The organism is Kosakonia sp. YIM B13571 (genome assembly GCF_042788095.1).
Taxonomy (GTDB): domain Bacteria; phylum Pseudomonadota; class Gammaproteobacteria; order Enterobacterales; family Enterobacteriaceae; genus Kosakonia; species Kosakonia quasisacchari.
Genome location: NZ_JBHZPL010000004.1, coordinates 245,469 through 270,565, shown reverse-complemented (window position 1 = coordinate 270,565; position 25,097 = coordinate 245,469). Strand labels below are relative to the sequence as shown.

Below are 25,097 nucleotides of genomic sequence, written 5' to 3'. Positions count from 1 at the left end.
CATTTAGAAGAGATTGTCCGTTTTATGTGCAGTTTCCTGGTGACATGATTTCAGAATTGGATTATTTCTGTACGTGCTCTTGCAGGCTATTTTTGGTATGATTTGAGATTCAGCTCTCAAAATTATGCAAAAAAGAAGGTGTTGGAATGTTCATATCCGACCAGGAGACCTAATGATATCGATACCCATGCGACGACTTGGGGCCACGATACTCATGTTTTCCACCTTGATATTTTCAGGTGGGGTGCTGGCAAAGACGCACACAGAAACAGCGAGTCACAAAGCCCACGTCACTAAGGCAAGCGTAAAAAAACAGGCAAGCAGTAAACAAGAGTATTCTCGCAATAGTGTAAATAGCAGTTCACTTCCTGATTTGCGAAAATACCCTTCCGGAACACCAAGGAAAAAAGCGTTTCTCCGGACGGTAATGCCTTATATCACCAGCAAAAACTCTGCGATTACCGCCGAGCGTAACTGGTTGCTGTCAAAACAGTACAACAGCCAATGGTCGCCTGCCGAGCGCACGCGCCTGAAGGATATTACGCAACGCTACAAAATCAGCTGGAACGGGAATACGCGTCGTATTCCATGGAACGCGCTGCTGGAGCGTGTAGACATTATCCCGGACAGCATGGTTGCTACCATGGCGGCAGCGGAAAGTGGTTGGGGCACGTCAAAACTGGCGCGTACCAACAATAATCTGTTTGGTATGAAATGTGCGAAAGGCGCTTGTAAAAACGGTGCTGGCAAAGTGAAAGGCTACTCTCACTTTAACTCCGTACAGGAGTCGGTTGAGGCGTATGTCGTTAACCTGAACACTCATGCCGCGTATGCGTCATTCCGTAAATCCCGTGCGCAGTTGCGTAAAGCGGACCAGGAAGTGACGGCGACCAACATGATCCATAAGCTGAAGGGTTACTCAACCCGTGGTGCGAGCTACAACAACTATCTGTTTGCCATGTATCAGGACAATCAGCAGCTAATCGCCGCCCATATGTAATGTCAGCCCTGTAAACGCCTTCCAGCCGGAAGGCGTTTTTCTTTTGTGCTAAATAAGGATTTCGCTGTAGCGGTCGCGGTAGTCTTTTGGCGTGCTGTCGTACTCTTTGCGAAACACGGAGTAGAAATATTGCAGCGACGGGTAGCCGCACATCTGTGAGATCTCATTGATCGAGAGCGATGTCGATATCAGCAGGCTGCGGGCTTTTTCCAGTTTTTCCGCATGAATCATTGCGTGAATCGTCTCTCCCACCTCTTCTTTAAAGCGCTTTTCCAGGTTTGAACGTGAGATGCCGACGGCATCCAGCACCTGATCCACTTTGATGCCTTTACAGGCGTGATTACGGATGTAATGCATCGCCTGAATCACCGCCGGGTCGTTTAGCGAGCGGTAATCCGTGGAGCGTCGGGCCACCACACGCACCGGTGGAACCAGTAACCGCTGTAACGGCATCGTTTCGTTATCCAGCAGACGATGCAGCAGCTTCGCCGCCTGGTAACCCATTTGTCGGGTTCCCTGCGCCACGGAAGAGAGCGCCACGCGCGAAAGATAGCGGGTGAGTTCTTCGTTATCGATACCGATCACGCACAGTTTTTCCGGCACCGGAATATGTAAATGGTCACACACTTGCAGAACATGGCGAGCGCGGGCGTCGGTAACGGCGATAATCCCGGTCTGCGGCGGCAGCGTTTGCAGCCAGTCCGCCAGCCGGTTCTGCGCATGTTGCCAGTTCTCTGGTGCGGTAGTCAGCCCCTGGTAAACAACACCGCGGTACTTTTCTTGCGCCACTAGCTGGCAGAAGGCGTGCTCACGTTCTGCCGCCCAGCGCTTGCCGCCAGTGGCCGGCAGGCCGTAGAACGCAAAACGGTGCACACCTTTCTCTTTCAAGTGCAGAAACGCGCTCTCCACCAGCGCGTAGTTGTCGGTTGCAATGTAATGCACCGGCGGGTAGTGCTCCGGTGTGTGATACGAACCGCCTACGCCGACAATCGGCACGTCGACATCCGCCAGCAGCCGCTCAATGTCCCGGTCGTCATAATCGGCGATCACGCCATCGCCCAGCCACTCTTTGATATTTTCAATGCGGGCGCGAAAATCCTCTTCAATGAAGATATCCCACTCGGATTGCGACGCCTGTAAATACTCGCCGACCCCTTCGACAACCTGGCGGTCGTAGGCTTTATTGGCATTAAATAACAACGTGATGCGATGGCGCTTCTCAAACATGTTGGTTTGCTTCCTGACTTTCCATCCGATCTCATTATCATATTCATCAAACTAATGAATAAAAGAGATCCGGCAGTGTGATCGCGCCTTAATTCACAATTTTCAGACCCGCCGTTTGGTGGCTGAATCCATCCATACGGCCAGCAGCAAAATGGCTCCTTTAACGATGTATTGCCAGAACGTCGGCACATCCATCATGCTCATGCCGTTATCCAGCGAGGCCATAATAAACGCGCCCATCACCGCACCCGCGACGCTACCAATACCGCCTGCAAGGCTGGTGCCGCCAATCACACAAGCGGCAATGGCATCCAGTTCGGCGATGTTCCCGGCGGAAGGTGAGCCCGCTCCGAGGCGCGAGCTGAGAATCAAACCGGCAATCGCCACCATCAGTCCGTTAATCGCGAATACCGCAAGTTTGGTGCGCTCAACGTTAATGCCGGAGAGCCGTGCGGCCTCCAGATTGCCGCCAATGGCGTAAATACGGCGGCCAAACGCGGTGCGCGTCGCCATAAACATGCCTGCCAGCAGCAAAAACGCCAGCAGCAGTACCGGCGTGGGGACGCCACGGTAATCATTCAGCAGCCAAATAGCTCCAAGTACGATCACTGCGATAATCGCCTGGCGGCCGACTGCTGCCGTGGAGGGAGATGTTGCCAGTCCCAGCGTCTGGCGGCGCATGCGACCGCGCCACTGCCAGAACACAAAGGCCACCAGGCCCAGCAGACCCACGCCGAAACCCACGCCGTCCGGTAAATAGCTTTGGCCAATTTGCGACATCGCCGCGCTGGTGGGGGAAACCGTGGTGCCGTTGGTAATACCAATCAGCACGCCACGAAAAGCCAGCATCCCGGCCAGCGTGACGATAAACGACGGAACTTTGCGATACGCCACCCACCAGCCGTTCCAGGCACCGAGCAGCAGGCCGAGCACCAGTGTCACCGCCACGGTCAGCGGCAGCGGCCAACCCAGCCAGACGTCGAAAATCGCCGCCGCGCCGCCGAGCAAACCCATCATGGAGCCGACGGAAAGGTCAATTTCGGCGGAGATAATGACAAACACCATTCCCACCGCCAGGATGCCGGTGATCGCGGTTTGGCGCAGCAGGTTGGATATATTACGCGCGCTTAGGTAGGCACCATCTGTCATGCCAGTGAAAAAGAGCATAATCACCACAATGGCGGCAATCATCACAAATACTTGTAAATTAAGGGACTTCAGCCCGGAAAAAGCCCCTGGCGAGGCGGTAGTTAACTTGATTTCAGACGGGTTGCTTTTCGACATGATGTTCGCTCCTCAGCGCCGCTTCCATGACCTGCTCCTGGGTCAGATTACGATTGATGAGATCGGCTTTTAGCTTGCCTTCATGCATCACCAGCACCCGATCGCTTAACCCCAGAACTTCGGGGAGCTCGGATGAGATAACGATGACGGCGATCCCCTGCTGCACCAGTTGATTAATCAGTTTGTAGATTTCATATTTCGCGCCGATATCGATGCCGCGTGTAGGTTCATCGAGGATCAGGATGCGCGGATTGAGTAACAGGCAGCGGGCGAGAATGGCCTTTTGCTGGTTGCCCCCACTCAGGCGGCCAATGGCCAGCTCCGGAGAGGACGTTTTCACTTTTAGCCGCTGGAGTGACTGTAAAATGCACGCCTGCTCGGCGGCGTCATCCAGGCTGCTCAGCGCCCCGGTAAACTGGTTAAGCGCTGCTAGCGTGATGTTCTTGCCCACCGCCATCACCGGCACGATGCCGTCTTTTTTGCGGTCTTCCGGCACCATTGCAATACCAAAGTCGATAGCCTGCTGGCAGTTGTGAATTTGTACCGCTTTGCCATCAAGAAAGATTTGCCCTTCCCAGCGCCCCGGCCAGACGCCAAACAGGCACTGCACCGCTTCGGTTCGCCCTGCGCCGACCAGCCCGGCGATGCCAAGGATCTCGCCGCGCTTCAGGCTGAATGAAATATCGTTCACGCGTTTGATATGGCGGTTTACCGGGTGCCAGGCGGTAAGGTGTTCAACGCGCAGGATTTCGTCGCCTGTCGCGTGCGGTTCATTGGGGTAGAGCGCGGTCAGTTCGCGGCCTACCATCATTGTGATGATGTCGTCTTCGCTCATGCCCGCTGCATCACGCGTACCGATATGCTTGCCATCACGGATAACGCAGATGGTGTCCGATATCGCTTTGACTTCATTCAGCTTGTGGGAAATGTAAATGCAGGCGATATCGTGGTTGCGCAGGTCGCGGATGATATCCAGCAGCACGGCGGTTTCCTGCTCGGTCAGCGAAGCGGTGGGTTCATCCAGAATAAGCAGTCGTACCTGCTTGTTCAGCGCTTTGGCGATTTCGACCAGTTGCTGTTGCCCAAGCCCTAAATCACCAACCCGGGTATTGGGCGATACTGTCAGGCTCACCTGTTTGAGCAGCTTTTCGCAGCGCAGCGTCATCAGGTCGTAATCCATCACCCCGTGGCGAGTGATTTCCGTACCGAGGAAAATGTTTTCCAGCACGGTTAAATGTTTCACCAGCGCCAGCTCCTGGTGGATGATGGCGATCCCTTTCCGCTCGGTATCGCGGATATGGCTGGCTTGCAGGGTTTCGCCCGCAAAAATGATTTCTCCCTCATAACTGCCAGCCGGGTAAATCCCACACAGCACTTTCATCAGCGTGGATTTACCCGAACCGTTCTCACCACACAGCGAGAGCACCTCACCCGTATTAAGGTGCAGGCTGACATTATCTATCGCCTTTACGACACCAAAGGTTTTGGTGATATTTTTCATTTCAAGTAAATAAGGCATGGCTGCTCCACGTCATTCGCTGATATACAGCGCCTGAAAGAGATGGCAGCCGACGCGCCCGCTGGCTAATGGCCGGCGCGCCGACGGTTTTAGAGCTGATCTTTCTGATGGAATCCGTCTTTGATGACAGTAGCGTCGATGTTGTCTTTGGTGACTTCGATTGGTGTCAACAGGCGGGCAGGAACATCTTTCAGGCCGTTATTCAGCGAGGCGTCCGCTTTTGGCGTCTTGCCGTTGCCCAGTTCGACGGCGATTTCCGCAGCGGTATTGGCCAGTTGGGTGATTGGCTTATAAACCGTCATGGTCTGGCTGCCGTTAATCAACCGTTTCACCCCTGCGAGGTCGGCATCCTGGCCCGAAATCGCCACTTTCCCGGCCAGACCCTGGGCGCTCAGAGCCTGAATTGCGCCGCCAGCGGTCGCATCGTTGGAAGCGACCACCGCATCAATTTTGTTATTGTTAGCGGTGAGGGCGTTTTCCATAATCTTCAGTGCGTTTTCGGGTAACCAACCATCGACCCATTGATCGCCGACAATTTTAATTTTCCCGCTATCAATATAGGGTTTTAATACTTTCATCTGCCCGGCACGGAATAACTTGGCGTTATTATCTACCGGCGAACCGCCCATTAAAAAGTAATTTCCCTGCGGGACTTTGCTTACCAGGCTTTGCGCCTGTAATTCCCCGACTTTTTCATTATCGAAAGAGATATAGAAATCGATGTCGGCATTATTAATCATGCGATCGTAAGCCAGAACTTTAATTCCTTCCTGTTTGGCTTCTTTTATTACGTTACTTAATACCTGACCGTTGTAGGGAATAATAACCAGTACATCAACGCCACGGTTGATCATATTTTCAATTTGCGACATCTGCGTTTCTTCATTTCCGTTTGCGGATTGAACAAACACGTTAGCACCGAGCGACTCGGCTTTTTTCACAAAAATATCGCGGTCTTTTTGCCAACGTTCAAGGCGCAAATCGTCAATCGCCATGCCGATTTTCACCTCTTTGGCATGGCCGAAAGCGCTTGCCAGCAGCAGGGAGGCGCAGAGTGTAAGGCAAAGGTTCTTTATCTTCATAATAGTAATACCTTTTGTAGGGTGAAGGGCGAGATAAAAGAAACATGCACTGCTATAGACGAGCAAATTCTTAACGCAGAATTGTTTGCTGGCAATTACAGATTTTTATCCGGGCGTTACGTTTTTTGGTTTATTTGCTGATTTATGACCGCGATCTTATTTTAAAAAAAGCAAAACCGATTTTGCATAAAAAACAGGAAGGCTTGTCGCAGCGGCAGAGAGCATTATTTGCGAGCTAGCGCACGTTTGTGCATTCTCTTAATAGCAGTGTGAAATAACGTAATTGAGCGAGCCAGAGAGAGAATCCAGTATTAACGTCAGATTTGTACACTCGCCAATGGAGCTCATTATGCAAGCTTATTTCGACCAGCTGGATCGGGTTCGTTTTGAAGGTCCAAAAACCACGAATCCTTTAGCGTTTCGTCATTACAATCCGGATGAGCTAGTGCTCGGTAAGCGCATGGAAGATCACCTGCGTTTTGCTGCCTGCTACTGGCACACCTTCTGCTGGAACGGTGCAGATATGTTTGGTGTGGGCTCCTTCAATCGCCCATGGCAACAGCCTGGCGAAGCCATCGCGATGGCGAAGCGTAAAGCCGATGTCGCGTTTGAGTTTTTTCATAAACTCAATGTGCCCTATTACTGCTTCCACGATGTGGACGTTTCGCCAGAAGGCGCGTCGCTGAAAGAGTATCTGAACAATTTTGCACAGATGGTGGACGTGCTGGCGGAAAAACAGCAGCAGAGCGGCGTGAAGCTGCTGTGGGGCACAGCGAACTGCTTTACCAACCCGCGCTACGGCGCTGGCGCGGCAACCAACCCGGATCCGGAAGTGTTCAGTTGGGCGGCGACGCAGGTGGTTACCGCAATGAACGCCACGCACAAACTGGGTGGTGAAAACTATGTGCTGTGGGGCGGTCGCGAGGGTTATGAAACCCTGCTGAATACCGATCTGCGCCAGGAGCGTGAGCAGATTGGCCGCTTCATGCATATGGTGGTTGAGCATAAACACAAAATCGGTTTTCGCGGCACGTTGCTTATCGAGCCAAAACCGCAGGAACCGACCAAGCACCAGTACGATTATGACGCTGCCACCGTTTATGGCTTCCTGAAACAGTTTGGTCTGGAGAAAGAGATTAAACTGAATATCGAAGCCAACCACGCCACGCTTGCAGGTCACTCCTTCCATCATGAAATCGCCACGGCCATCGCGCTGGGGCTGTTTGGTTCAGTGGACGCGAACCGCGGCGATCCGCAGCTCGGCTGGGATACCGACCAGTTCCCGAACAGCGTCGAAGAGAACGCACTGGTGATGTATGAAATCCTCAAAGCGGGCGGTTTCACCACCGGCGGCCTGAACTTTGACGCCAAAGTGCGTCGCCAGAGCACCGATAAATACGATCTCTTTTACGGCCATATTGGCGCGATGGACACCATGGCGCTGGCGCTGAAAGTGGCGGCTCGCATGGTGGAAGAGGGCGAGCTGGATAAACGTGTGGCGAAGCGCTATGCGGGCTGGAATGGTGAGCTGGGTCAGCAAATTTTGCAGGGACAGCTTAGCCTCGCGGAGCTGGCGAAGTACGCTGAGCAGCAGAACCTGGCACCGCACCACCAGAGCGGTCATCAGGAGCAACTGGAAAACCTGGTTAACTACTACCTGTTTGATAAGTAAACCGTTCTGCGCCGCGGATAACGCGGCGCACTAAAAAGGAGTGGTCACTATGTATATCGGGATCGATCTCGGCACCTCTGGTGTGAAGGCGATTCTGCTCGGCGAGCAGGGTGAGGTGCTGGCCTCGCATACGGAAAAACTCAGCGTGTCGCGACCGCATCCGCTGTGGTCGGAGCAAGATCCCGAAGCGTGGTGGCAGGCGACGGACCGCGCCATTCTGGCATTGGGCGAGGCGCACTCGTTACATCAGGTGAAAGCGATTGGCCTCGCCGGGCAGATGCACGGCGCGACGCTGCTCGATAAAAACAACCAGGTGTTGCGCCCGGCCATTCTGTGGAATGACGGTCGCTGCGGCGAAGAGTGCGCGCTGCTGGAAGAAAAGGTCAACAATTCCCGTGCGATTACCGGCAACCTGATGATGCCCGGTTTTACCGCGCCGAAGCTTTTGTGGGTGCAGCGTCACGAACCAGAAATATTTGCCCATGTGGCGAAAGTGCTGCTGCCCAAAGATTTTCTGCGTTTGAAAATGTCCGGCGTATTCGCCAGTGACATGTCCGACGCGGCGGGAACAATGTGGCTGGATGTGGCAAACCGCGACTGGAGCGATGACATGCTGGCTGCGTGCTCGCTTTCGCGTGCGCAGATGCCTGCGCTGTTTGAAGGCAGCGAAATCACCGGCGAGTTACTACTGGAGGTTGCCCGGCGCTGGACGATGCCGGTAGTTCCGGTTGTGGCGGGTGGCGGGGACAACGCCGCAGGTGCTGTTGGGGTCGGTATGGCCGATGCAGGCCAGGCGATGTTGTCGCTGGGCACATCCGGGGTTTATTTTGCCGTCAGCGAAGGGTTCCTCAGTAAACCTGAAAGCGCGGTGCACAGTTTCTGCCACGCACTGCCGGGGCGCTGGCATTTGATGTCGGTGATGCTTAGCGCAGCGTCATGCCTGGACTGGGCGGCGAAGCTGACGGGGCTGGAGTCGGTTCCGGCATTGATTAACGCCGCGCAACAAGCGAACGATAACGCCGGGGATCTGTGGTTTTTACCCTACCTTTCCGGAGAACGCACGCCGCATAACAACCCGCAGGCGAAAGGCGTGTTCTTTGGTCTGACGCATCAGCATGGCCGCGAAGAACTTGCCCGCGCTGTGCTGGAAGGTGTCGGTTTCGCACTGGCGGATGGTATGGATGTTGTCCACGCCTGCGGCGTAACACCGCAGAGCATTACGCTTATCGGCGGCGGTGCGCGCAGTGCATGGTGGCGGCAAATGCTGGCTGACATCAGCGGATTGCAGCTGGATTACCGCACCGGCGGCGATGTTGGGCCTGCGCTTGGTGCGGCGCGGCTGGCGCAAATTGCCATCAATCCGCAAACGCCGTTGGCGACGCTGCTGCCGCAACTGCCGGTTGAGCAACAGCACACACCGGATGCCGACCGACACGCCCATTATGCGCTACGTCGTGAAACGTTCCGGCGCATCTATCAGCAGCTACTGCCGTTGATGTCCTGATTTTTCCTGCTTATCCGGCTCACTGTTCAGGTGGGCCGGAATCACCATGATGTTGTCCTTTTTTGGTCTTAGCAGGCGCAAAACTCCTTGCCACAATGGTGTTAACCTCACTGAGCAAGGAGTCCTGAAATGTCCCGCACCGCGCTGATTAATATCGACACACAGCAATCTTTTTTCCATCGCGACTACTGGCAAGATACGGATTTCGCTGCGTTTCAGCAGGCGATCTCCACGCTTATCGCTGGCTGTGAAGCACACGGCGTGCCGATAGTTGATATCTTTCATGTCGCCGACAACGGGCCGTTTTCGCTGGAGAGTGGTTTTGTCACGCCGATGCCGTTCCTGCAACACCGCGCCGCCGTAACGTTTTATAAGCACGTACACAACGCATTTACGGATACCGGGCTGGATCACTGGCTGCGTAGCCGCGACATCAATCATCTGATTATTTGCGGTATTCGCACCGAGCAGTGCTGCGAAACCACCGCGCGCGTTGCGTCGGATCTGGGATATCGTGTGACCTTTGTTAGCGAAGCGACACTGACCTTCCCGATGACGCATAAAGGGGTTACGCTGGATTGCAACGCGTTGCGCCATCGCACCGAAACCGTGCTCGAAGGCCGCTTTGCCGCCATTAAAACCGTCCACGAAATTCTGGAACTGTAATGACCACAGATGTCTGGTTTGTGATGTTGCCCGGCGTTTTGGCGCTGGATATGACCGGCCCGGCGGAAACTTTCGCGCTGGCAGATAACGCCTTTCGTCTTCACTACATTGGCCCGGAAGAGAACGTATTGACCTCGATTGGCCTGACGATGAGCAACATCGCACCGTTACCGGACACCTTGCCGGAAGGCAGCCTGCTGGTGCTGCCGGGCGTGTCAGATTCCTCACGGTTATTCGATACGCCACAGGCGAACGCTGTGCGGCACTGGCTGATGCGCCTGCAACCACTGATCCACAGCCAGAGCATTGCGTTGATGTGCGTCTGTTCCGGCGCGATACTGGCGGCGAAAGCCGGGTTGATGAACGGCATTCAGTGCACCACCCACCATGATGTCATTGGCCGTTTACGCGCGGTGGCACCTGCCGCACAGGTCAAAGAGAACCGTATTTTCATTGAGGATCGCAGCATCTGGACCAGCGCGGGTATCACCTCGGGTATCGATCTAGCGCTGCATTTGATTAACCGGCTGTGCGGGCCGGAAATGGCGCTGGCGGTCGCGCGGGAAATGGTGGTCTGGTTCCGCCGTTCCGGGGAAGATCCGCAAATCTCACCATGGCTGCGCTACCGTAACCACCTGCATCCGGCGGTGCACCGCGCGCAAGATGCGCTGACGGCGGAGCCGCAAAAAGCCTGGCAACTGAGCGACATTGCCGAGCGGGCGCACGTTAGCCCACGGCATTTAACACGTTTGTTCCAGCAGCACCTGGGGATCAGCGTGCGAGATTATCTTGAACAATTGCGACTGGTGATTGCCGAGCAATGTCTGTTGCAAGGGCGCGGCGCAGAGCAGGCCGCGCTTGCTGCTGGGTTCTCCTCGCCGCGCCAGCTACAGCGGGCGCGCCAACGGGCGATTAACTGACAAAACGGCGTCTGTCGAGACGTTGCACCAGCATCGATAGCGCCAGGCTCGCCAGCAGTGTGGCGGTGAAAATCCATACAATGTCGAGTAGCGGTGAAGCGTGGATTTCAATGCCGCGCGTACGCAGGGCGTGAATAATCAGCGCATGAAAACCGTAAATACCCAGCGAATGGTGAGAAATCAGCGTCAGCCCCGGCAGCGTGCGGCTATTAAGCGTATTTTTGATAAGCGTAAACAGTGCAATGGCGCAAAGAAAGACCATCGGCCCACAGTAGAGATACCAGGTATCGGCGAAATTACCACGCCATTTCAGCTCATTGAGCGTGCCGCGTGAAATCACAAATACAGCGGCTAAAAACAGGACGGCGCAGGTCCAGGTGAGCGCCCGTTTTTGTGTCTCCATCATGCCGATGGCGCGCCCGAGCATGCCATACAAAATGTAGTAAAACGTATCCCCACCAATATAAAGATTGACCGGCAGCCACTCAAAACCGCTGATTTTCTGCGGCACCGTATTCGGGTTCGCCACAATGCCAATCACCACCACTAACGCCAGCAGCATTTTGCCGCTGAGCGCTTTCACCTGAATCAGCGGCGACACCAGATAAATGACGATAATGGCGAAGAAAAACCACAGGTGATAGAAAACCGGTTTTTGCAGCAGATTTTTCAACGACAGCTCACTGTTGATCGAGGTGAACAGCACGATATAGAGCAGGGCTACCAGGCTGTAAAACACCAGACACAGGGCGATGCGCAAGAAGTGGCGCGGTTGTGCGCTGCGTTCGCCAAAAAAGAGGTAGCCGGAAATCATAAAAAACAGCGGCACGCTGACGCGGGAAGCGGCGTTGAGAATATTAGCGATGTTCCAGTCGAAAGTGGTGATGCTGGCAGGGTTCGTAATGTACCAGGTAGTGGTATGGATCATCACTACCATTAAACAGGCTATCCCTCGCAGATTATCTATCCAGTAAATTTTCGACTGCATCAGTTCCTCTGTTTTCACGTTAAAGACAAATCCTCTCTGACTGTTAGATTATCTACCTATCTCATTAGATAATTCTGAGTTTTCCCGCTCTCGCTTGTGCGTTTCGCGCAGATTTGCAAAATTTGCGTCCCACGCCTTTAAAAATAACAGCCCGCAAGCAGACAGTGATAAAAATGATGAAGTGTATTGTTCCCGCACTGGTGCTGCTATTAGCTGGCTGCAGCGCCTCTTCGGATATTCCCGCGCAGAAAGCGCAAAAAGCGCGGCCTGGCCCGGAACATTCGCTGGATATGGAAAATTTGTGCAGACAAAATGCCGCGCGCCGCTACAACACGGGCGTACAGCAAATTAATGTCACCGGCTTTGAGCAATTTCAGGGCAGCTATGAAATGCGGGGTATGACACCGCGCCGGGAAGCCTTTGTCTGCACTTTTGACGCGGAAGGCCAATTTTTACACCTTTCGATGCGCTAGACCGCCTGATTCCCGTCCGGCGGCGCGCGCTTTCCCCAATTTTCCTTAAACAAATCCGTTTCGTACTGTATATCTTGCAGCCAGCGGGTATACTGGGCGCTTCCTATAAATCCACACGTATCCAGCACGAAAGAATATGCAAAAGTTTGATACCAGGACCTTTCAGGGTCTGATCCTGACCTTACAGGATTATTGGGCTCGTCAGGGCTGTACCATTGTTCAACCTTTGGACATGGAAGTGGGCGCCGGTACCTCACACCCGATGACCAGCCTGCGTGCACTGGGGCCAGAACCGATGGCTACCGCGTATGTGCAACCTTCCCGCCGTCCGACCGATGGGCGCTATGGCGAAAACCCGAACCGTTTACAGCACTATTATCAGTTCCAGGTGGTGATTAAACCGTCTCCGGATAACATTCAGGAGCTGTACCTCGGGTCACTGAAAGAGCTGGGTATGGATCCGACCATTCACGATATTCGTTTCGTGGAAGACAACTGGGAAAACCCGACGCTGGGTGCCTGGGGTCTGGGTTGGGAAGTGTGGTTAAACGGCATGGAAGTAACGCAGTTTACCTACTTCCAGCAGGTTGGCGGTCTGGAGTGTAAACCGGTTACCGGTGAAATCACCTACGGTCTGGAACGTCTGGCCATGTACATTCAGGGCGTGGACAGTGTTTACGACCTGGTCTGGAGCGACGGCCCGCTGGGTAAAACCACTTACGGCGACGTGTTCCATCAGAACGAAGTGGAGCAATCCACCTACAACTTCGAATACGCGGATGTCGACTTCCTGTTCAGCTGCTTCGAGCAGTATGAAAAAGAAGCTCAGCAGCTGCTGGCGCTGGAAAACCCGTTGCCGCTGCCTGCCTACGAGCGCATTCTGAAGGCCGCCCATAGCTTCAACCTGCTGGATGCGCGTAAAGCCATCTCCGTGACGGAACGTCAGCGCTATATTCTGCGCATCCGCACGCTGACCAAAGCAGTGGCTGAAGCGTATTACGCTTCCCGTGAAGCCCTTGGCTTCCCGATGTGTAACAGAAATAAATAAGAGGCGGCCATGTCTGAGAAAACTTTCCTGGTGGAAATCGGCACCGAAGAGCTGCCACCAAAAGCATTGCGCAGCCTGGCCGAGTCCTTCGCTGCCAACGTTACCGCTGAGCTGGATGCAGCGGGTGTGACCCACGGCGACGTGCAGTGGTTCGCCGCGCCGCGGCGTCTGGCGGTAAAAGTCGCCAAACTGGCGGCATCCCAGCCGGATCGCGAAGTTGAAAAACGCGGCCCGGCGATCGCCCAGGCGTTTGACGCTGAAGGTAAGCCCAGCAAAGCGGCTGAAGGCTGGGCGCGCGGTTGTGGCATCACTGTCGATCAGGCCGAGCGTTTGACCACCGACAAAGGTGAATGGCTGCTCTATCGCGCGCATGTTAAAGGCGAAAACGTAGAAGCGCTGCTGCCGAGCATGATTGCCAACTCGCTTGGCAAGCTGCCGATCCCGAAACTGATGCGCTGGGGCGCGTCGGACGTGACTTTTGTCCGTCCGGTTCACACCGTCACGCTGTTGCTGGGCGACACCGTGATTCCGGCAACCATTCTGGGTATTGCGTCCGATCGCGTGATTCGCGGCCATCGCTTTATGGGTGAGCCGGAGTTCACCATCGACAACGCCGATCAGTACCCGCAAATTCTGCTGGAGCGCGGCAAAGTGGTTGCCGATTACGATGCGCGTAAAGCGAAAATCAAAGCGGATGCTGAAGCAGCGGCGCGTAAGATTGGCGGCAATGCCGATCTGAGCGACAGCCTGCTGGAAGAAGTGACTTCTCTGGTTGAATGGCCAGTGGTGCTGACCGCGAAGTTTGAAGAGAAATTCCTCGCCGTTCCGGCGGAAGCGCTGGTTTACACCATGAAGGGTGACCAGAAGTACTTCCCGGTGTATGGCAATGACGGCAAACTGCTGCCGAATTTTATCTTCGTCGCTAACATCGAATCGAAAGATCCGCAACAGATTATCTCTGGTAACGAAAAAGTGGTGCGTCCGCGTCTGGCGGATGCCGAGTTCTTCTTCAATACCGACCGCAAAAAACGCCTCGAAGATCATCTGCCGCGTCTGCAAACCGTGCTGTTCCAGCAACAGCTGGGTACGCTGCGCGATAAGACCGACCGTATTCAGGCGCTGGCGGGCTGGATTGCCGGGCAGATTGGCGCGGATGTAAATCACGCCACGCGCGCGGGCCTGCTCTCCAAATGCGACCTGATGACCAACATGGTGTTCGAATTCACCGACACCCAGGGCGTGATGGGCATGCACTATGCGCGTCACGACGGTGAAGCAGAAGACGTTGCTGTGGCGCTGAACGAACAGTACCAGCCGCGTTTTGCCGGTGATGAACTGCCGTCGAACCCGATTGCTTGCGCACTGGCGATTGCCGATAAGATGGATACCCTCGCGGGGATCTTCGGTATCGGCCAGCATCCGAAAGGCGATAAAGACCCGTTCGCACTGCGGCGCGCCGCGCTGGGCGTACTGCGTATTATCGTTGAGAAGAACCTGGCGCTGGATCTGCAAACCCTGACCGAAGAAGCGGTGCGTCTGTACGGCGACAAGCTGACCAACGCGAAAGTGATCGATGATGTGATCGACTTTATGCTGGGTCGTTTCCGTGCCTGGTATCAGGACGAAGGTTACAGCGTTGATACCATTCAGGCGGTGCTGGCGCGTCGTCCGACCAAACCGGCCGATTTCGATGCGCGTATGAAGGCGGTTTCGCACTTCCGTACGCTCGACGAAGCGGCGGCGCTGGCGGCAGCAAACAAGCGCGTTTCCAATATCCTGGCGAAATCCGACGAGACGCTGAACGACATCGTTCACGCCTCGGTGCTGAAAGAAGCAGCGGAAATCAAGCTGGCGGGCAACTTAGTGGTGCTGCGCGATAAACTGCAGCCGTACTTTGCTGAAGGCCGTTACCAGGACGCATTAATCGAACTGGCGCAGTTGCGCGAGCCGGTGGATGAGTTCTTTGAGAACGTGATGGTGAATGCTGACGACAAAGACGTGCGTATCAACCGTCTGACATTGCTGTCTAAACTGCGTGAATTGTTCCTGCAAGTTGCGGATATCTCTCTGTTGCAGTAATTATCATTGCTATGAAAAACCCGCTGCGGCGGGTTTTTTTATGTCTGGAATCAGGGTTACGGCGTGTTTTGCTCGCCGGGGTAAGGGACGAACGGCGTAAACGTGGAATTGACGCGAACGTTGTTACGGCCTGCGCGCTTAGCTTCATACAACGCATTGTCGGCGCTCTGGATAAGCTGCCCGTACTCGGTGTGGTTTTTCTGGCAGAGACTGGCGACACCAATACTGACGCTGACGATACCACCGGGGGAACTGGTGTGGGGCAAATCCAGTAGCTGTACGCTGGTGCGGAGTGTCTCGGCGAGCTCAACGGCATCGGCACAGCGGGTTTCGGGTAGCAGGGCGCAGAACTCCTCTCCACCATAACGGAACAGGACATCGGCAGGTTTTTTCAGCGCACCGCGCATCGCCATAGCAATTTGCTGTAAACACTCATCGCCGCGCTGGTGGCCATTGCAGTCGTTATAAAGCTTGAAGTAATCCACATCAATCAGCAGCAGCGACAGCGGCTTGTTATTGCGCTTGCTGGCGCGCCATTCACGCTCAATGCAAAGGTCGAAATAACGGCGGTTGCCAACGCCGGTAAGCCCATCCGAAAGCGATTGTGACAGCAGCTCATGCGCCTGTTCGCGCAGTAATGATTCGCGGCGCACGGCGGCGGTGACATCGGCTATCTGAATCAGGCAATACCGTTCACTATCGCCTAATGGCACAATCGTTACCGCCTGGCTCAGGCGCGCGCCGGGGCGTGAAGGTTCGGCGTAGAGCGGGAAGGGTGAACGGTGCAAAGATTGCGAAAGCAGGGCAGATAAATTGTGGTCAATAGCCTGACGAATCGCATCGCCGACGCGGTGACAGGCCAGATCGGGGAATACGCTAAAAAAATCCTCGCCAACCGTGTCGCAGGCTGCACGCCCGGTGTGCATTTCTAACCACGCGTTCCACAGGGCGATACGGTACTGCGCGTCAACAATGATCACGCCGAGGCTTAAGGATGAAAAGGCATCAAACAACAACTTATCTTTCATTTTCAATGCATTCCGTCTGGAACACTGCCTGTTTCTAAACGGCTGATATAAAGCCGGATCTGTTCACGTAAGTCACGCAGCGCAGACATATCAAGGATAAAGGCGAGGTATCCCTGAATCTGCTGGCGCTCAAGCGCAAAATCGATGCGCAACATCATCACCAGCGGGTCGTTGTCATCTTTGTTTGGGTTGAGGATCTGCTTGCTGCTGCCCACGCGAACCACGGGTAGCGAACCTTGTAGCTCTTTCTGGAACATATTGGCCAGCGTCCCGACACAGGCGTTGAGCACAATATTGCCAATTTCGCTCATCGCTTCGCGTTCCATCTCGCCCAGTTCATGCGCTGGGATCAGATCGCCCACCATCATGCGCACAATTTCAAAACTGGCGGCTTCAGGAAACATCAAAATCGCTTCGGTAGCATAAGCGCCCTCAAAATGCTGGCTAATGCCGAATAACGATATGCCCGCCCCCAGCTCATCAGCGGCTTCAGAGCGTGGCGTAAAGCGGATTGTCGGCACCGACATCCGCACTTCTTCATTAACGATATTACTCATCGCGGCGGCGGCCTGGCCGACACCGATGTTGAAGATCTCCATCAGGCTGTCGGTTTCAATTTCGCTGATATCCGGCAATTCACTCATGGATGTGCCTCCAGTCCGTTCAACAACACGTGGAGTTGCGGCTCTTTCAGCGGTTTTGGCAGGAAGCCAACACCAAGCGCTTGTGCAGCGGTTTGTATAGAGTTCTGAACGTTGGCGGTGAGCAGAATGATATGTGTGCCTGGGTGTGTCTGGCGGATGCGCGAAGCGGTTTCCATGCCGCCAATACCCGGCATGTTTACATCCAGTAAAATCGCATAAGGTGTGTTTGCTGATGCCAGTTCGATCGCCTCTTCGCCCGTCCCGGCTTCGTCGATTTTCCAGTCCCCGTGCAGGTTGAGCACATACTGGCGTGAAATCATGCGTGACAGGCGGCTGTCATCGACAATCAGGATATATTTCGACATCATTCATTCTCGTCTGGTTATTCATTGTCTAAAAAGGACAATGCAAAGCGCCCGGGTCGCTCTCTTCCCTGATGAATGCGGCTTAACGTTTCAACATCGTTGTGTTTTCACATCACGCGCTGTTTCGTTGTTTCCTTTGTGAAATTCTCTTCCCGGTTTACACGCACGGCCTGCTACTTTTAGTTAAGTCACCTTATTCATCGGCAATAACATGCAAATGATTAGCGTCTTTATGACGAGGTGATGAAAATTTAATCTTGAAGAGGAGAAATGATGCGGCTATCCTTTGCGCCGACGAATATCTCGTCTCACCGGAGCGCTCTCTAAAAATGAACAAACACGACTGATGAACTCGGATCCTTGCTAAACGCGCAGGCGTCGGCAGGGGATGTATTGATTTCATTCAGGAGTGCTTATGGCTCATTGCGCCCAAGTCCCCGCTTTTATTTTGCATCAGCTCACCTGTCAGTTTGCGACGGGCGAGACGCTTTTTGGCCCGCTTAATCTCTCCCTTGAACCGTCGCTGTGCGGCCTGGTGGGGCGCAACGGTGTGGGCAAAACGCAATTACTCCGTCTGCTGGCCGGCCTGGCAACACCCGCCCACGGGCATATCGAACGCTTCGGTACGCATACGTATATTGCACAGCAGCACGCGCTTTCTGTGCAGACTACGCTGGCGGAACTGCTTGGTTACGGCGATGTTTTCGCTGCCCGTCAGCGCATCGAACAGGGCGCTTACCAACCCGACGATCTCGACAGGCTTGAAGGGCACTGGGATCTGCCAGAACGCCTGGATGTAGCGTTTGCAAACGCCAGACTTCCCACTTTCGCCCCGGATCGACCTGCCATTACCCTCAGTGGCGGCGAGCGTGTGCGGGCATTATTGTGCAGTGCGTTTATCGCCAGGACGGATTATTTGCTGCTGGATGAACCCACAAATCACCTCGACAGACAGGGATGCGAGTGGTTTTACGCGCAACTGGCGCAGCGAAACGGTGGCACGCTGGTGGCGACCCACGATCGTGAATTACTGGCGCTGATGCTGCGCATTCTGGAGCTCACACCCGGTGGGCTGCGTAGTTATGGCGGCAATTATGATGACTACCAGCGGCAACGCGATGCGGAGCAGCAAGCCGCGCGAGCAGGGCTTGAACACGCCGCCAATGAGCGTCGGCGTACCCGTAGCAGGATGCAAAAAGAGCATGATGCCAGCCAGCGACGCTCGGCGCAGACGCTGCGAACCGTTGATACGTTAAATATTGCCTCGTTTGAACGCGTGAAATACAAGAACGCGGCGAAAGAACGGCCCGCGAGCTGGCGCAAGCAGCACAGCGACCAGAATGAAGCGCTTAACACCGCTGTTAACCAGGCGCGCGAGCGGGTGGAAGAGGAAATGCCGGTCCTGTTTACGCTGCCCGGCAGCCATCTTCCCGACGGTAAGCAGGTGCTGGTTACGGAGGATTTGCTGCTGCCACACGTGGCGCTTGCTCCGCTTAACTGGCGTATGGATGGCCCAATGCGCGTGGCAGTGCGCGGGCCGAATGGTTGCGGTAAATCGACGCTGCTGAAAGTGATCCTTGGCGAGCTGGCTCCCCGCGCCGGTCTGTGTCAGCGCGCGGTCACCTGCGCGTATCTTGATCAGCATTTATCACAGCTCGATCTCTCGCTGTCGGTGCTGGCGCATCTCAATTCTGGCGATACGCCGATGGAGGAGGGCGCACTGCGCAGCCGCCTGGCGCAACTGCAACTGGGCGCAGATAAAGTGATGCTGCCGCTGGCGGCGCTCAGCGGCGGCGAGCGGTTAAAAGCGGCGCTGGCGTGCGTATTGTGGCGGCGCGATGCCACGCAGTTGCTGCTGTTGGATGAGCCGACCAACCACCTCGATCTGGCATCAACGCAGGCGATTGAAGCCGCGCTGGCGACATTTCCTGGCGCGATGCTGGTGGTGTCTCATGACGAGGCATTTCTTCAGGGATTAACGCTTACGCACAGTCTGGTATGGCGGGAAGAGGGTTGGCACTGCGAAGCGGAGTAAGGTGGCTATTAACCCCCGGATTATCGGGGGTTCTAACATCACTATTTATTCAATTAACTGCTTACTGAGCGTTGGGTTCGCATGAATCAGACGCATCAGTTTCATCTCGGTGACTGTGGGTTTTATTCGTTGTGATTCCCATTCATGCACCATCGATACAGAGACTCCCATGGCACGAGCGAAGTCATCAATTTTAAGCCCGGTTCCACGTCGCAATTGTTCAAAGTCACTAAAGAAATTCGGCTTTTTGCTCAGGGTTACCGGCTGCGTTACGTCTTTTTTAAAAACAATTTGTTCCAGGCTGCTTAGCAGCTCAAATTCTGGATCTTTATATTCCATCGAGCACTCCTCGTAAAATCACACAGCGGGATCGTGATACAGCTCATTAAGAATAGTCGTGAAAATTCCTGGTGTGGTGGTTGCGCCAGTGATTATTTATGCGTCGAAACGTTTTGATGCTGTTGAAATACACGTTTTGACACTGGGTTACCGCTTAATTGCTTGATTACTCTCAGGCTGCATTTATTCAGTATATTTTTGTAAACCTTCAGCAGAATTTTCGATTAAGAATAATCTGTACCGATTCGCGGAAAATTTCATGCCAGGTCGGTTTCGCGCGTTTAAGAATGCATTGAAGGGGTATCTTGCGAAGCAGACCTGGACTATCCTTGTAAGCCTTCAGGCACGCGTGTGCCGGTATGCGCTTTTATGGGTGAAAGGAGTAACAAAATGGCGACAGGAAAGTCCTGCTCTCGCTGGTTCGCGTCTCTTGCGGCGTTATTAATGGTAGTAAGCCTGAGTGGGTGTTTTGACAAAGAGGGCGATCAGCGCAAGGCGTTTATCGATTTCCTGCAAAATACGGCCATGCGCAGCAGCGAACGACTGCCCGCGCTGACGGCGGATCAGAAAAAACAGTTTGGCCCGTTTGTCTCTGACTACGCTGTGATTTATGGCTATTCCCAGCAGGTTAACCAGGCGATGGATTCTGGTCTGCGTCCGGTGGTGGACAGCGTTAATGCTATCCGCGTACCGCAGGATTATATGACGCAGCGTGAACCGCTTCGCCAGGCTAATGGTTCGCTGGGTGTGCTGAGCCAGCAACTGCAAAACGCAAAAATGCAGGCCGATGCGTCTCATGCTGCGTTAAAACAGGCTGATGATCTTAAACCCGTTTATGATCAGGTGTTTACCAAAGTGGTCACCAACCCGGCCAACGCGTTGCAACCGCTGATCCCGGCAGCACAGGTGTTCACACAGCAACTGGTTCAGGTGGGTGATTTTATTGCTCAACAGGACACGCAGGTGAGCTTTGTTGCCAACGGCATTCAGTTCCCGACGTCGCAGCAGGCCAGCCAGTATAACGCGCTGATTGCCCCGCTGGCGGCGCAGCATCAGGCGTTCAATCAGGCCTGGACGGCAACCGTCGCCGCCACGCAGCAGTAATCCGGCGCAGGCAAAAAAAAGAGGCGACATGTTCGCCTCTTTTTTATTGCGCTTTGCGTTAGCTCGCCACTTGCGGGTTGACGCAGTTTTTCTCGACCTTGCCGTTCAGCGCGTCGATTAAGTTTTCTACCGCGCACTCCGCCATGTTGTAGCGGGTTTCATGAGTTGCAGAACCGATGTGCGGCAGCGCCACAACATTTGGCAACGACAGCAACGGCGAATCAACCGGCAACGGCTCTTGCTCAAAGACATCCAGCCCGGCGGCGTGGATCTCACCGTTTTGCAGCGCGTCGATCAGCGCTGCTTCATCAACCACCGGGCCGCGGCCGGCGTTGATAAAGATGGCCGATTTTTTCATCATCTCAAACTGCGCCTTACCGATCAGGTGATGGGTCTCGTCCGTCAGCGGCAGCACCAGGCAAACAAAATCGGACTCTTTCAGCAGCGTCTCTAAATCACAATAACGGGCCTGAAAGCGCTCTTCCGCCTCGGTGTGGTGGCGACGCGCGTTGTAAAGAATCGGCATGCCGAAACCGAAGTGCGCGCGCTGCGCCAGTGCCAGACCAATACGTCCCATACCGATAATGCCCAGCGTTTTATGGTGCACATCAATGCCAAACCAGTCTGCGCCGATACCCGATGTCCACTCGCCCGCTTTCACCCGCTCGGCAACTTCCACCACGCGGCGCGCGCTGCTCAGCACCAGCGCCATCATGGTATCGGCGACGGTTTCCGTGAGCACGGTCGGGGTATGCATCAGCAGGATTTTACGTGCGTTCAGCGCATCCACATCAAAGTTGTCATAGCCTACCGAGATAGTCGACGTGGCGCGTAGCTGCGGCATTTTTTCCAGTAGCTCGCTGTCCACTTTTTCGCTGGAACCTAGCAGCCCTTGCGCGCTGGCGAAGGCGTCGGCGTGTTGCGCCACCGTTTCCGGTTTCAGGTTCGCCACGCGGGTCACGGTGAAATGCGTTTCCAGACGTTGCAGCAAATCATCGGGCAAGGCTTTATACAGGATGATGGATGGCTTCATGCGGTTCTCCCTTGTGATGGTGCGCCTGCCGGAATCTGCTTATTGTTAGCAGGCTTAACAATTAAAGTAAGCCACACGGAGGCGAAAAGCGCTACCCCCATGAAAATGTACGACGCGGACGGGCTGCCGGTTGCGCCGTTGAGATAACCCACCACCCAGGAGCCGCAGAAGGAGCCCAGCGCGCCCATGCTGTTGATGAGCGCCATCGCCCCACCGGCGACATTGCGCGGCAGCATTTCAGGAATAATGGCGAAGAAAGGCCCATAAGGGGCGTACATCGCCGCGCCAGCCACCACCAGCAGTGAGTAAGAGACCCAGAAATGGTTCGCGCCAACTGCCCACGAGCCGATAAAGGCAAACGCGCCAATCAGCAGCAGCGGCCAGACGAACAGTTTACGGTTTTGCAGCTTATCGGATGCCCACGAGGCGAGGATCATTGCCAGCGTCGCCGCCAGGTAAGGTACGGCGGAGAGCCAGCCAACTTCGACCATGCCCAGGTTTTCACCGCCGCTGCGAATAATTGACGGCAGCCACAGGACAAACCCATAGACGCCAATACTCCAGGCGAAATATTGCAGGCACAGCAGCACGACATTGCGTGAGCGGAAGGCTTCGCTGTAATTACGCACCGCTTTAATGCCCTGCTGTTCTTTATCAAGCTGGGTTTGCAGCGCGGTTTTTTCATCACTCGACAGCCAGTTCACCTGCGCGGGTTTATCTTTTACCAACACCCACCAGCAGAACGCCCAAATCACCGCCGGAATACCTTCGATAATGAACATTTCGCGCCAGCCAAAGGATTGGATCAAGTAACCGGAAACCACCGACATCCACAGCACAGTGACCGGATTACCGAGGATCAGGAAGGTATTGGCGCGTGAACGTTCGGATTTGGTAAACCAGTTGCTGATATAGATAAGCATCGCGGGCATCACGGCCGCTTCCACCACACCGAGGATAAAGCGGATGGCGGCAAGCATCGGGATATTACTCACCATGCCGGTTAACGAGGCACAACCGCCCCACAGGATCAGGCAGATGAAGATCAGTTTGCGTACACTGCGCCGTTCAGCGTACATCGCGCCCGGGATCTGGAAAAAGAAATAACCAAGAAAGAACAGCGCGCCTAACAGTGAGGAAACACCTTTGGTAATGCCTAAATCATCGTTAATGCCAGCAGCGGAAGCAAAGCTAAAGTTGGCGCGATCGAGATAGGCCAGGCTGTAGGTAATGAACACGATCGGCATGATATACAGCCAGCGTTTTGTTGAATTTGTAGCGTTCATAAGGTTGCCTCTGTGGTTGAGGTGGTGACCGCCTGTTTGTAGGGTACAGGGCGGTGAGTCATGTTTTGGCGGCAGGGTGCGTTACAACGCGCCCAGCTCCGCACGGGTAGGCAATCCTTCGCTGTCGCCCGGCACTTGGATAGCCAGTGCGCCGATGGCGTTACCGCGCTGCACCGCGTCATGCAAGGTTTTGCCTTCCAGCAGGGCGCTAATCACGCCTACGGCGAAACCGTCCCCGGCTCCGACCGTATCGACGACGTTCTCCACTTTTACTGGCGCAACGGCGCCCTGTTCACCGCTGGCGGTTTTAAACCACGCACCATCGGCACCGGTTTTGATCACCACGGCTTTTACGCCGCGTTGTAGATAGAAATCGGCAATCCCTTCCGGCGTTTTTTCGCCAGTGAGGATGAATCCCTCTTTTAACCCAGGCAGAACCCAGTCAGCCTGGAAGGCGAGACGGTTGAGTTTTTCCACCATCTCCGCTTCGCTTTTCCACAGCACCGGTCGCAGATTCGGGTCAAACGAAATGGTTTTGCCCTGTGCTTTCATGCTTAGCGCCGCATGCTCAAGCAGTGCATAAGACGATGCCGACAGTGCCGCCGCCACGCCGCTAAGGTGCAAATGGCGGGCGTCGTTAAACAGCGCCGCATGAAAATCTTCTGTCGAGAGGTGACTTGCCGCCGAGCCTTTACGGAAGTATTCCACAATGGGATCGGTTCCATTTTCGGCTTTAGATTTCAGCTGAAAGCCGGTGGCATAACGCCCGTCAAGTGTCACACCAGTGGTATCGATGTTTTCTTTACGCAACGTATTGAGGATAAAGCGCCCGAAACTGTCATCGCCGACGCGGCTTACCCAGCTCACCTGCAAACCCAGGCGCGCCAGCCCGGTGGCGACATTCAGCTCCGCGCCTGCCGCCCGCTTGATAAATTGACCGGCATCGGCCAGATCGCCTGTTTCGCAGGCAACAAACATCGCCATCGCTTCGCCAATCGTGATGACATCCAGCGGTTTATGCATGATGCGGCTCCTCGCGTAACAAATTAACGTAATGTCGGGTAACGGCGGTCAGATCTTCGCCTTCCAGTGGGAATTCGATACCGCGCGGTGCATCGGCAGGTAAGTTATTCAGCAGCGCCAGCCAACGGGCATCGGCAGAGTCCGGCGGTACGGCGCGGAAACTGTCGCCATGCGTCACGGCGGCTTTGACATGGATATAACTGACCGCAGGCGCTAACTGGCGTGCGGCTTCTTCGGGATGTTCGCCAACCCACAGCCAGTTACCGGTGTCGAACGTCAAACTCACCGGTAAAGCGAGCGTGTGGCAGGCAGCTTTAAAGCGCAGCATTGGCGCGAGTTTGCCGCATATGGTCTGGTCGTTTTCCACCACCAGCGGCACCGGGCTGGTCGCCAGCCAGTCGCGCAGTGTTTCCAGCTCGCTGTTATGGCGAAAGTGGCCGAGCGAAACTTTTAGCCACTGGGCTTTCAACGTCTGCGCTTCTGCCAGCAAGGCCGGTAAGCGCGGGTTCAGTACGCCGTCCGGTTCGAACAGCGCCTCAGGCGCGGAGTAACAGACTTGCAGGTTATGCAGGTCGATGGCGAAGGCCAGTGAGGCCAGATGGGTTAACGCGTCTTCGCTTAACAGCTCGCGGCGGATCTCAACACCGTCGGCTCCGGCTTCGGCGATAATGGGCAGCAAGGCGATTTGCCCGCCCAGCGCCTCGATTTGCGGGTGGCCGTAAGCGGCGGTGACGACGATAATTTTTCTCTGCATTGTTCGACTCCCGGGCGATTATCT

Annotated in this window: 23 protein-coding genes; 10 read left to right on the top strand and 13 right to left on the bottom strand. The window is 54.8% G+C overall.

Annotated features, from left to right (window positions below; genetic code table 11):
• The first annotated feature begins 172 nt into the window (after nucleotides 1-172).
• Complete coding sequence (locus tag ACFX4O_RS12755; protein ID WP_131411413.1) at nucleotides 173-1,000, top strand: protein bax; 828 nt, start codon at nucleotides 173-175, stop codon at nucleotides 998-1,000.
• A gap of 48 nt (nucleotides 1,001-1,048) precedes the next feature.
• Here the strand turns inward: ACFX4O_RS12755 and xylR are convergent, their stop codons facing one another.
• The 4 genes from xylR to xylF form a co-directional block, all read right to left on the bottom strand.
• Entirely contained in the window at nucleotides 1,049-2,227 is a 1,179-nt protein-coding gene (gene xylR / locus ACFX4O_RS12750; RefSeq protein WP_131411411.1) for a D-xylose utilization transcriptional activator XylR, read from the bottom strand.
• A gap of 102 nt (nucleotides 2,228-2,329) precedes the next feature.
• Nucleotides 2,330-3,511: a xylose ABC transporter permease XylH gene (xylH, locus tag ACFX4O_RS12745; protein ID WP_380209535.1), complete on the bottom strand. Its 1,182-nt coding sequence runs from the start codon at nucleotides 3,509-3,511 to the stop codon at nucleotides 2,330-2,332.
• On the bottom strand, nucleotides 3,489-5,030 hold the full coding sequence (locus ACFX4O_RS12740; protein WP_131411409.1) for a xylose ABC transporter ATP-binding protein: 1,542 nt from the start codon (nucleotides 5,028-5,030) through the stop codon (nucleotides 3,489-3,491). Before ACFX4O_RS12740 ends, xylH begins: the two co-directional genes overlap by 23 nt.
• Before the next feature lie 89 nt (nucleotides 5,031-5,119).
• A complete protein-coding gene (gene xylF, locus ACFX4O_RS12735; protein WP_131411408.1) occupies nucleotides 5,120-6,112 on the bottom strand; it encodes a D-xylose ABC transporter substrate-binding protein in 993 nt (330 codons plus the stop codon).
• A gap of 349 nt (nucleotides 6,113-6,461) precedes the next feature.
• Between xylF and xylA the strand changes: the two genes are divergently transcribed.
• From xylA to ACFX4O_RS12715, 4 genes are all read left to right on the top strand, one after another.
• Nucleotides 6,462-7,784 carry a xylose isomerase gene (gene xylA / locus ACFX4O_RS12730; RefSeq protein ID WP_131411406.1) on the top strand — a complete coding sequence of 441 codons (1,323 nt, stop codon included), beginning with the start codon at nucleotides 6,462-6,464 and terminating at the stop codon, nucleotides 7,782-7,784.
• A 49-nt stretch (nucleotides 7,785-7,833) separates the two neighbouring features.
• On the top strand, nucleotides 7,834-9,288 hold the full coding sequence (gene xylB, locus ACFX4O_RS12725; RefSeq protein WP_380209538.1) for a xylulokinase: 1,455 nt from the start codon (nucleotides 7,834-7,836) through the stop codon (nucleotides 9,286-9,288).
• Nucleotides 9,289-9,417: 129 nt separating this feature from the next.
• On the top strand, nucleotides 9,418-9,954 hold the full coding sequence (locus ACFX4O_RS12720) for an isochorismatase family protein (RefSeq protein ID WP_380209540.1): 537 nt from the start codon (nucleotides 9,418-9,420) through the stop codon (nucleotides 9,952-9,954).
• The gene (locus ACFX4O_RS12715; protein ID WP_380209542.1) at nucleotides 9,954-10,874 is read left to right on the top strand and encodes a GlxA family transcriptional regulator; all 921 of its coding nucleotides are present in this window, start codon (nucleotides 9,954-9,956) and stop codon (nucleotides 10,872-10,874) included. The genes ACFX4O_RS12720 and ACFX4O_RS12715 overlap by 1 nt, the downstream gene beginning before the upstream one ends.
• On the opposite strand, the gene ACFX4O_RS12710 is transcribed toward ACFX4O_RS12715, so the two are convergent.
• Nucleotides 10,867-11,862, bottom strand: coding sequence for an acyltransferase (locus ACFX4O_RS12710; protein ID WP_131411398.1), 996 nt, complete (start codon nucleotides 11,860-11,862; stop codon nucleotides 10,867-10,869). The genes ACFX4O_RS12715 and ACFX4O_RS12710 overlap by 8 nt on opposite strands.
• A 173-nt stretch (nucleotides 11,863-12,035) precedes the next feature.
• Here ACFX4O_RS12710 and ACFX4O_RS12705 point away from each other — a divergent pair, with 173 nt between their 5' ends.
• From ACFX4O_RS12705 to glyS, 3 genes are all read left to right on the top strand, one after another.
• Entirely contained in the window at nucleotides 12,036-12,335 is a 300-nt protein-coding gene (locus tag ACFX4O_RS12705; protein WP_131411396.1) for a YsaB family lipoprotein, read from the top strand.
• A gap of 136 nt (nucleotides 12,336-12,471) precedes the next feature.
• Nucleotides 12,472-13,383 (top strand): glycine--tRNA ligase subunit alpha, encoded by a 912-nt coding sequence (gene glyQ, locus ACFX4O_RS12700; RefSeq protein ID WP_017458223.1) that lies wholly within the window; start codon nucleotides 12,472-12,474, stop codon nucleotides 13,381-13,383.
• Nucleotides 13,384-13,392: 9 nt separating this feature from the next.
• A complete protein-coding gene (gene glyS / locus ACFX4O_RS12695; protein ID WP_380209545.1) occupies nucleotides 13,393-15,462 on the top strand; it encodes a glycine--tRNA ligase subunit beta in 2,070 nt (689 codons plus the stop codon).
• A gap of 56 nt (nucleotides 15,463-15,518) precedes the next feature.
• On the opposite strand, the gene ACFX4O_RS12690 is transcribed toward glyS, so the two are convergent.
• The 3 genes from ACFX4O_RS12690 to ACFX4O_RS12680 are packed head-to-tail and all read right to left on the bottom strand — an operon-like array spanning nucleotide 15,519 to nucleotide 17,502.
• Nucleotides 15,519-16,490, bottom strand: a complete 972-nt coding sequence (locus tag ACFX4O_RS12690) for a GGDEF domain-containing protein (protein ID WP_131411393.1) — start codon at nucleotides 16,488-16,490, stop codon at nucleotides 15,519-15,521.
• 2 nt (nucleotides 16,491-16,492) lie between these two features.
• Nucleotides 16,493-17,134 (bottom strand): chemotaxis protein CheC, encoded by a 642-nt coding sequence (locus ACFX4O_RS12685; RefSeq protein WP_131411391.1) that lies wholly within the window; start codon nucleotides 17,132-17,134, stop codon nucleotides 16,493-16,495.
• Nucleotides 17,131-17,502 (bottom strand): response regulator, encoded by a 372-nt coding sequence (locus tag ACFX4O_RS12680; protein WP_380209548.1) that lies wholly within the window; start codon nucleotides 17,500-17,502, stop codon nucleotides 17,131-17,133. The genes ACFX4O_RS12685 and ACFX4O_RS12680 overlap by 4 nt, the downstream gene beginning before the upstream one ends.
• A 412-nt stretch (nucleotides 17,503-17,914) precedes the next feature.
• Here ACFX4O_RS12680 and ACFX4O_RS12675 point away from each other — a divergent pair, with 412 nt between their 5' ends.
• Complete coding sequence (locus tag ACFX4O_RS12675; protein WP_380209550.1) at nucleotides 17,915-19,534, top strand: ABC-F family ATP-binding cassette domain-containing protein; 1,620 nt, start codon at nucleotides 17,915-17,917, stop codon at nucleotides 19,532-19,534.
• A gap of 45 nt (nucleotides 19,535-19,579) precedes the next feature.
• On the opposite strand, the gene ACFX4O_RS12670 is transcribed toward ACFX4O_RS12675, so the two are convergent.
• A complete protein-coding gene (locus ACFX4O_RS12670; protein WP_131411386.1) occupies nucleotides 19,580-19,873 on the bottom strand; it encodes an HTH-type transcriptional regulator in 294 nt (97 codons plus the stop codon).
• 390 nt (nucleotides 19,874-20,263) lie between these two features.
• Between ACFX4O_RS12670 and ACFX4O_RS12665 the strand changes: the two genes are divergently transcribed.
• Entirely contained in the window at nucleotides 20,264-20,977 is a 714-nt protein-coding gene (locus ACFX4O_RS12665; RefSeq protein ID WP_065369626.1) for a DUF3053 domain-containing protein, read from the top strand.
• A 58-nt stretch (nucleotides 20,978-21,035) separates the two neighbouring features.
• Here the strand turns inward: ACFX4O_RS12665 and ghrB are convergent, their stop codons facing one another.
• The 4 genes from ghrB to ACFX4O_RS12645 form a co-directional block, all read right to left on the bottom strand.
• Complete coding sequence (ghrB, locus tag ACFX4O_RS12660) at nucleotides 21,036-22,010, bottom strand: glyoxylate/hydroxypyruvate reductase GhrB (RefSeq protein WP_380209552.1); 975 nt, start codon at nucleotides 22,008-22,010, stop codon at nucleotides 21,036-21,038.
• On the bottom strand, nucleotides 22,007-23,296 hold the full coding sequence (locus ACFX4O_RS12655; protein ID WP_131411382.1) for an MFS transporter: 1,290 nt from the start codon (nucleotides 23,294-23,296) through the stop codon (nucleotides 22,007-22,009). Before ACFX4O_RS12655 ends, ghrB begins: the two co-directional genes overlap by 4 nt.
• A gap of 81 nt (nucleotides 23,297-23,377) precedes the next feature.
• Complete coding sequence (locus ACFX4O_RS12650; protein ID WP_380209554.1) at nucleotides 23,378-24,319, bottom strand: sugar kinase; 942 nt, start codon at nucleotides 24,317-24,319, stop codon at nucleotides 23,378-23,380.
• On the bottom strand, nucleotides 24,312-25,073 hold the full coding sequence (locus ACFX4O_RS12645; RefSeq protein WP_380209556.1) for a sugar phosphate isomerase/epimerase family protein: 762 nt from the start codon (nucleotides 25,071-25,073) through the stop codon (nucleotides 24,312-24,314). Before ACFX4O_RS12645 ends, ACFX4O_RS12650 begins: the two co-directional genes overlap by 8 nt.
• Nucleotides 25,074-25,097: the final 24 nt, after the last annotated feature.

Bases quoted from the DNA above. Each gene is read 5' to 3' on its own strand.
- xylR (WP_131411411.1), bottom strand. From the start codon at position 2,227: ATGTTTGAGAAGCGCCATCGCATCACGTTGTTATTTAATGCCAATAAA.
- xylF (WP_131411408.1), bottom strand. From the start codon at position 6,112: ATGAAGATAAAGAACCTTTGCCTTACACTCTGCGCCTCCCTGCTGCTG.
- ghrB (WP_380209552.1), bottom strand. From the start codon at position 22,010: ATGAAGCCATCCATCATCCTGTATAAAGCCTTGCCCGATGATTTGCTG.
- glyS (WP_380209545.1), top strand. From the start codon at position 13,393: ATGTCTGAGAAAACTTTCCTGGTGGAAATCGGCACCGAAGAGCTGCCA.
- ACFX4O_RS12685 (WP_131411391.1), bottom strand. From the start codon at position 17,134: ATGAGTGAATTGCCGGATATCAGCGAAATTGAAACCGACAGCCTGATG.
- ACFX4O_RS12710 (WP_131411398.1), bottom strand. From the start codon at position 11,862: ATGCAGTCGAAAATTTACTGGATAGATAATCTGCGAGGGATAGCCTGT.
- ACFX4O_RS12650 (WP_380209554.1), bottom strand. From the start codon at position 24,319: ATGCATAAACCGCTGGATGTCATCACGATTGGCGAAGCGATGGCGATG.
- ACFX4O_RS12715 (WP_380209542.1), top strand. From the start codon at position 9,954: ATGACCACAGATGTCTGGTTTGTGATGTTGCCCGGCGTTTTGGCGCTG.
- ACFX4O_RS12655 (WP_131411382.1), bottom strand. From the start codon at position 23,296: ATGAACGCTACAAATTCAACAAAACGCTGGCTGTATATCATGCCGATC.
- ACFX4O_RS12755 (WP_131411413.1), top strand. From the start codon at position 173: ATGATATCGATACCCATGCGACGACTTGGGGCCACGATACTCATGTTT.
- ACFX4O_RS12645 (WP_380209556.1), bottom strand. From the start codon at position 25,073: ATGCAGAGAAAAATTATCGTCGTCACCGCCGCTTACGGCCACCCGCAA.
- ACFX4O_RS12670 (WP_131411386.1), bottom strand. From the start codon at position 19,873: ATGGAATATAAAGATCCAGAATTTGAGCTGCTAAGCAGCCTGGAACAA.
- ACFX4O_RS12740 (WP_131411409.1), bottom strand. From the start codon at position 5,030: ATGCCTTATTTACTTGAAATGAAAAATATCACCAAAACCTTTGGTGTC.
- ACFX4O_RS12720 (WP_380209540.1), top strand. From the start codon at position 9,418: ATGTCCCGCACCGCGCTGATTAATATCGACACACAGCAATCTTTTTTC.
- xylB (WP_380209538.1), top strand. From the start codon at position 7,834: ATGTATATCGGGATCGATCTCGGCACCTCTGGTGTGAAGGCGATTCTG.
- xylH (WP_380209535.1), bottom strand. From the start codon at position 3,511: ATGTCGAAAAGCAACCCGTCTGAAATCAAGTTAACTACCGCCTCGCCA.
- ACFX4O_RS12705 (WP_131411396.1), top strand. From the start codon at position 12,036: ATGATGAAGTGTATTGTTCCCGCACTGGTGCTGCTATTAGCTGGCTGC.
- ACFX4O_RS12675 (WP_380209550.1), top strand. From the start codon at position 17,915: ATGGCTCATTGCGCCCAAGTCCCCGCTTTTATTTTGCATCAGCTCACC.
- glyQ (WP_017458223.1), top strand. From the start codon at position 12,472: ATGCAAAAGTTTGATACCAGGACCTTTCAGGGTCTGATCCTGACCTTA.
- xylA (WP_131411406.1), top strand. From the start codon at position 6,462: ATGCAAGCTTATTTCGACCAGCTGGATCGGGTTCGTTTTGAAGGTCCA.
- ACFX4O_RS12680 (WP_380209548.1), bottom strand. From the start codon at position 17,502: ATGATGTCGAAATATATCCTGATTGTCGATGACAGCCGCCTGTCACGC.
- ACFX4O_RS12665 (WP_065369626.1), top strand. From the start codon at position 20,264: ATGGCGACAGGAAAGTCCTGCTCTCGCTGGTTCGCGTCTCTTGCGGCG.
- ACFX4O_RS12690 (WP_131411393.1), bottom strand. From the start codon at position 16,490: ATGAAAGATAAGTTGTTGTTTGATGCCTTTTCATCCTTAAGCCTCGGC.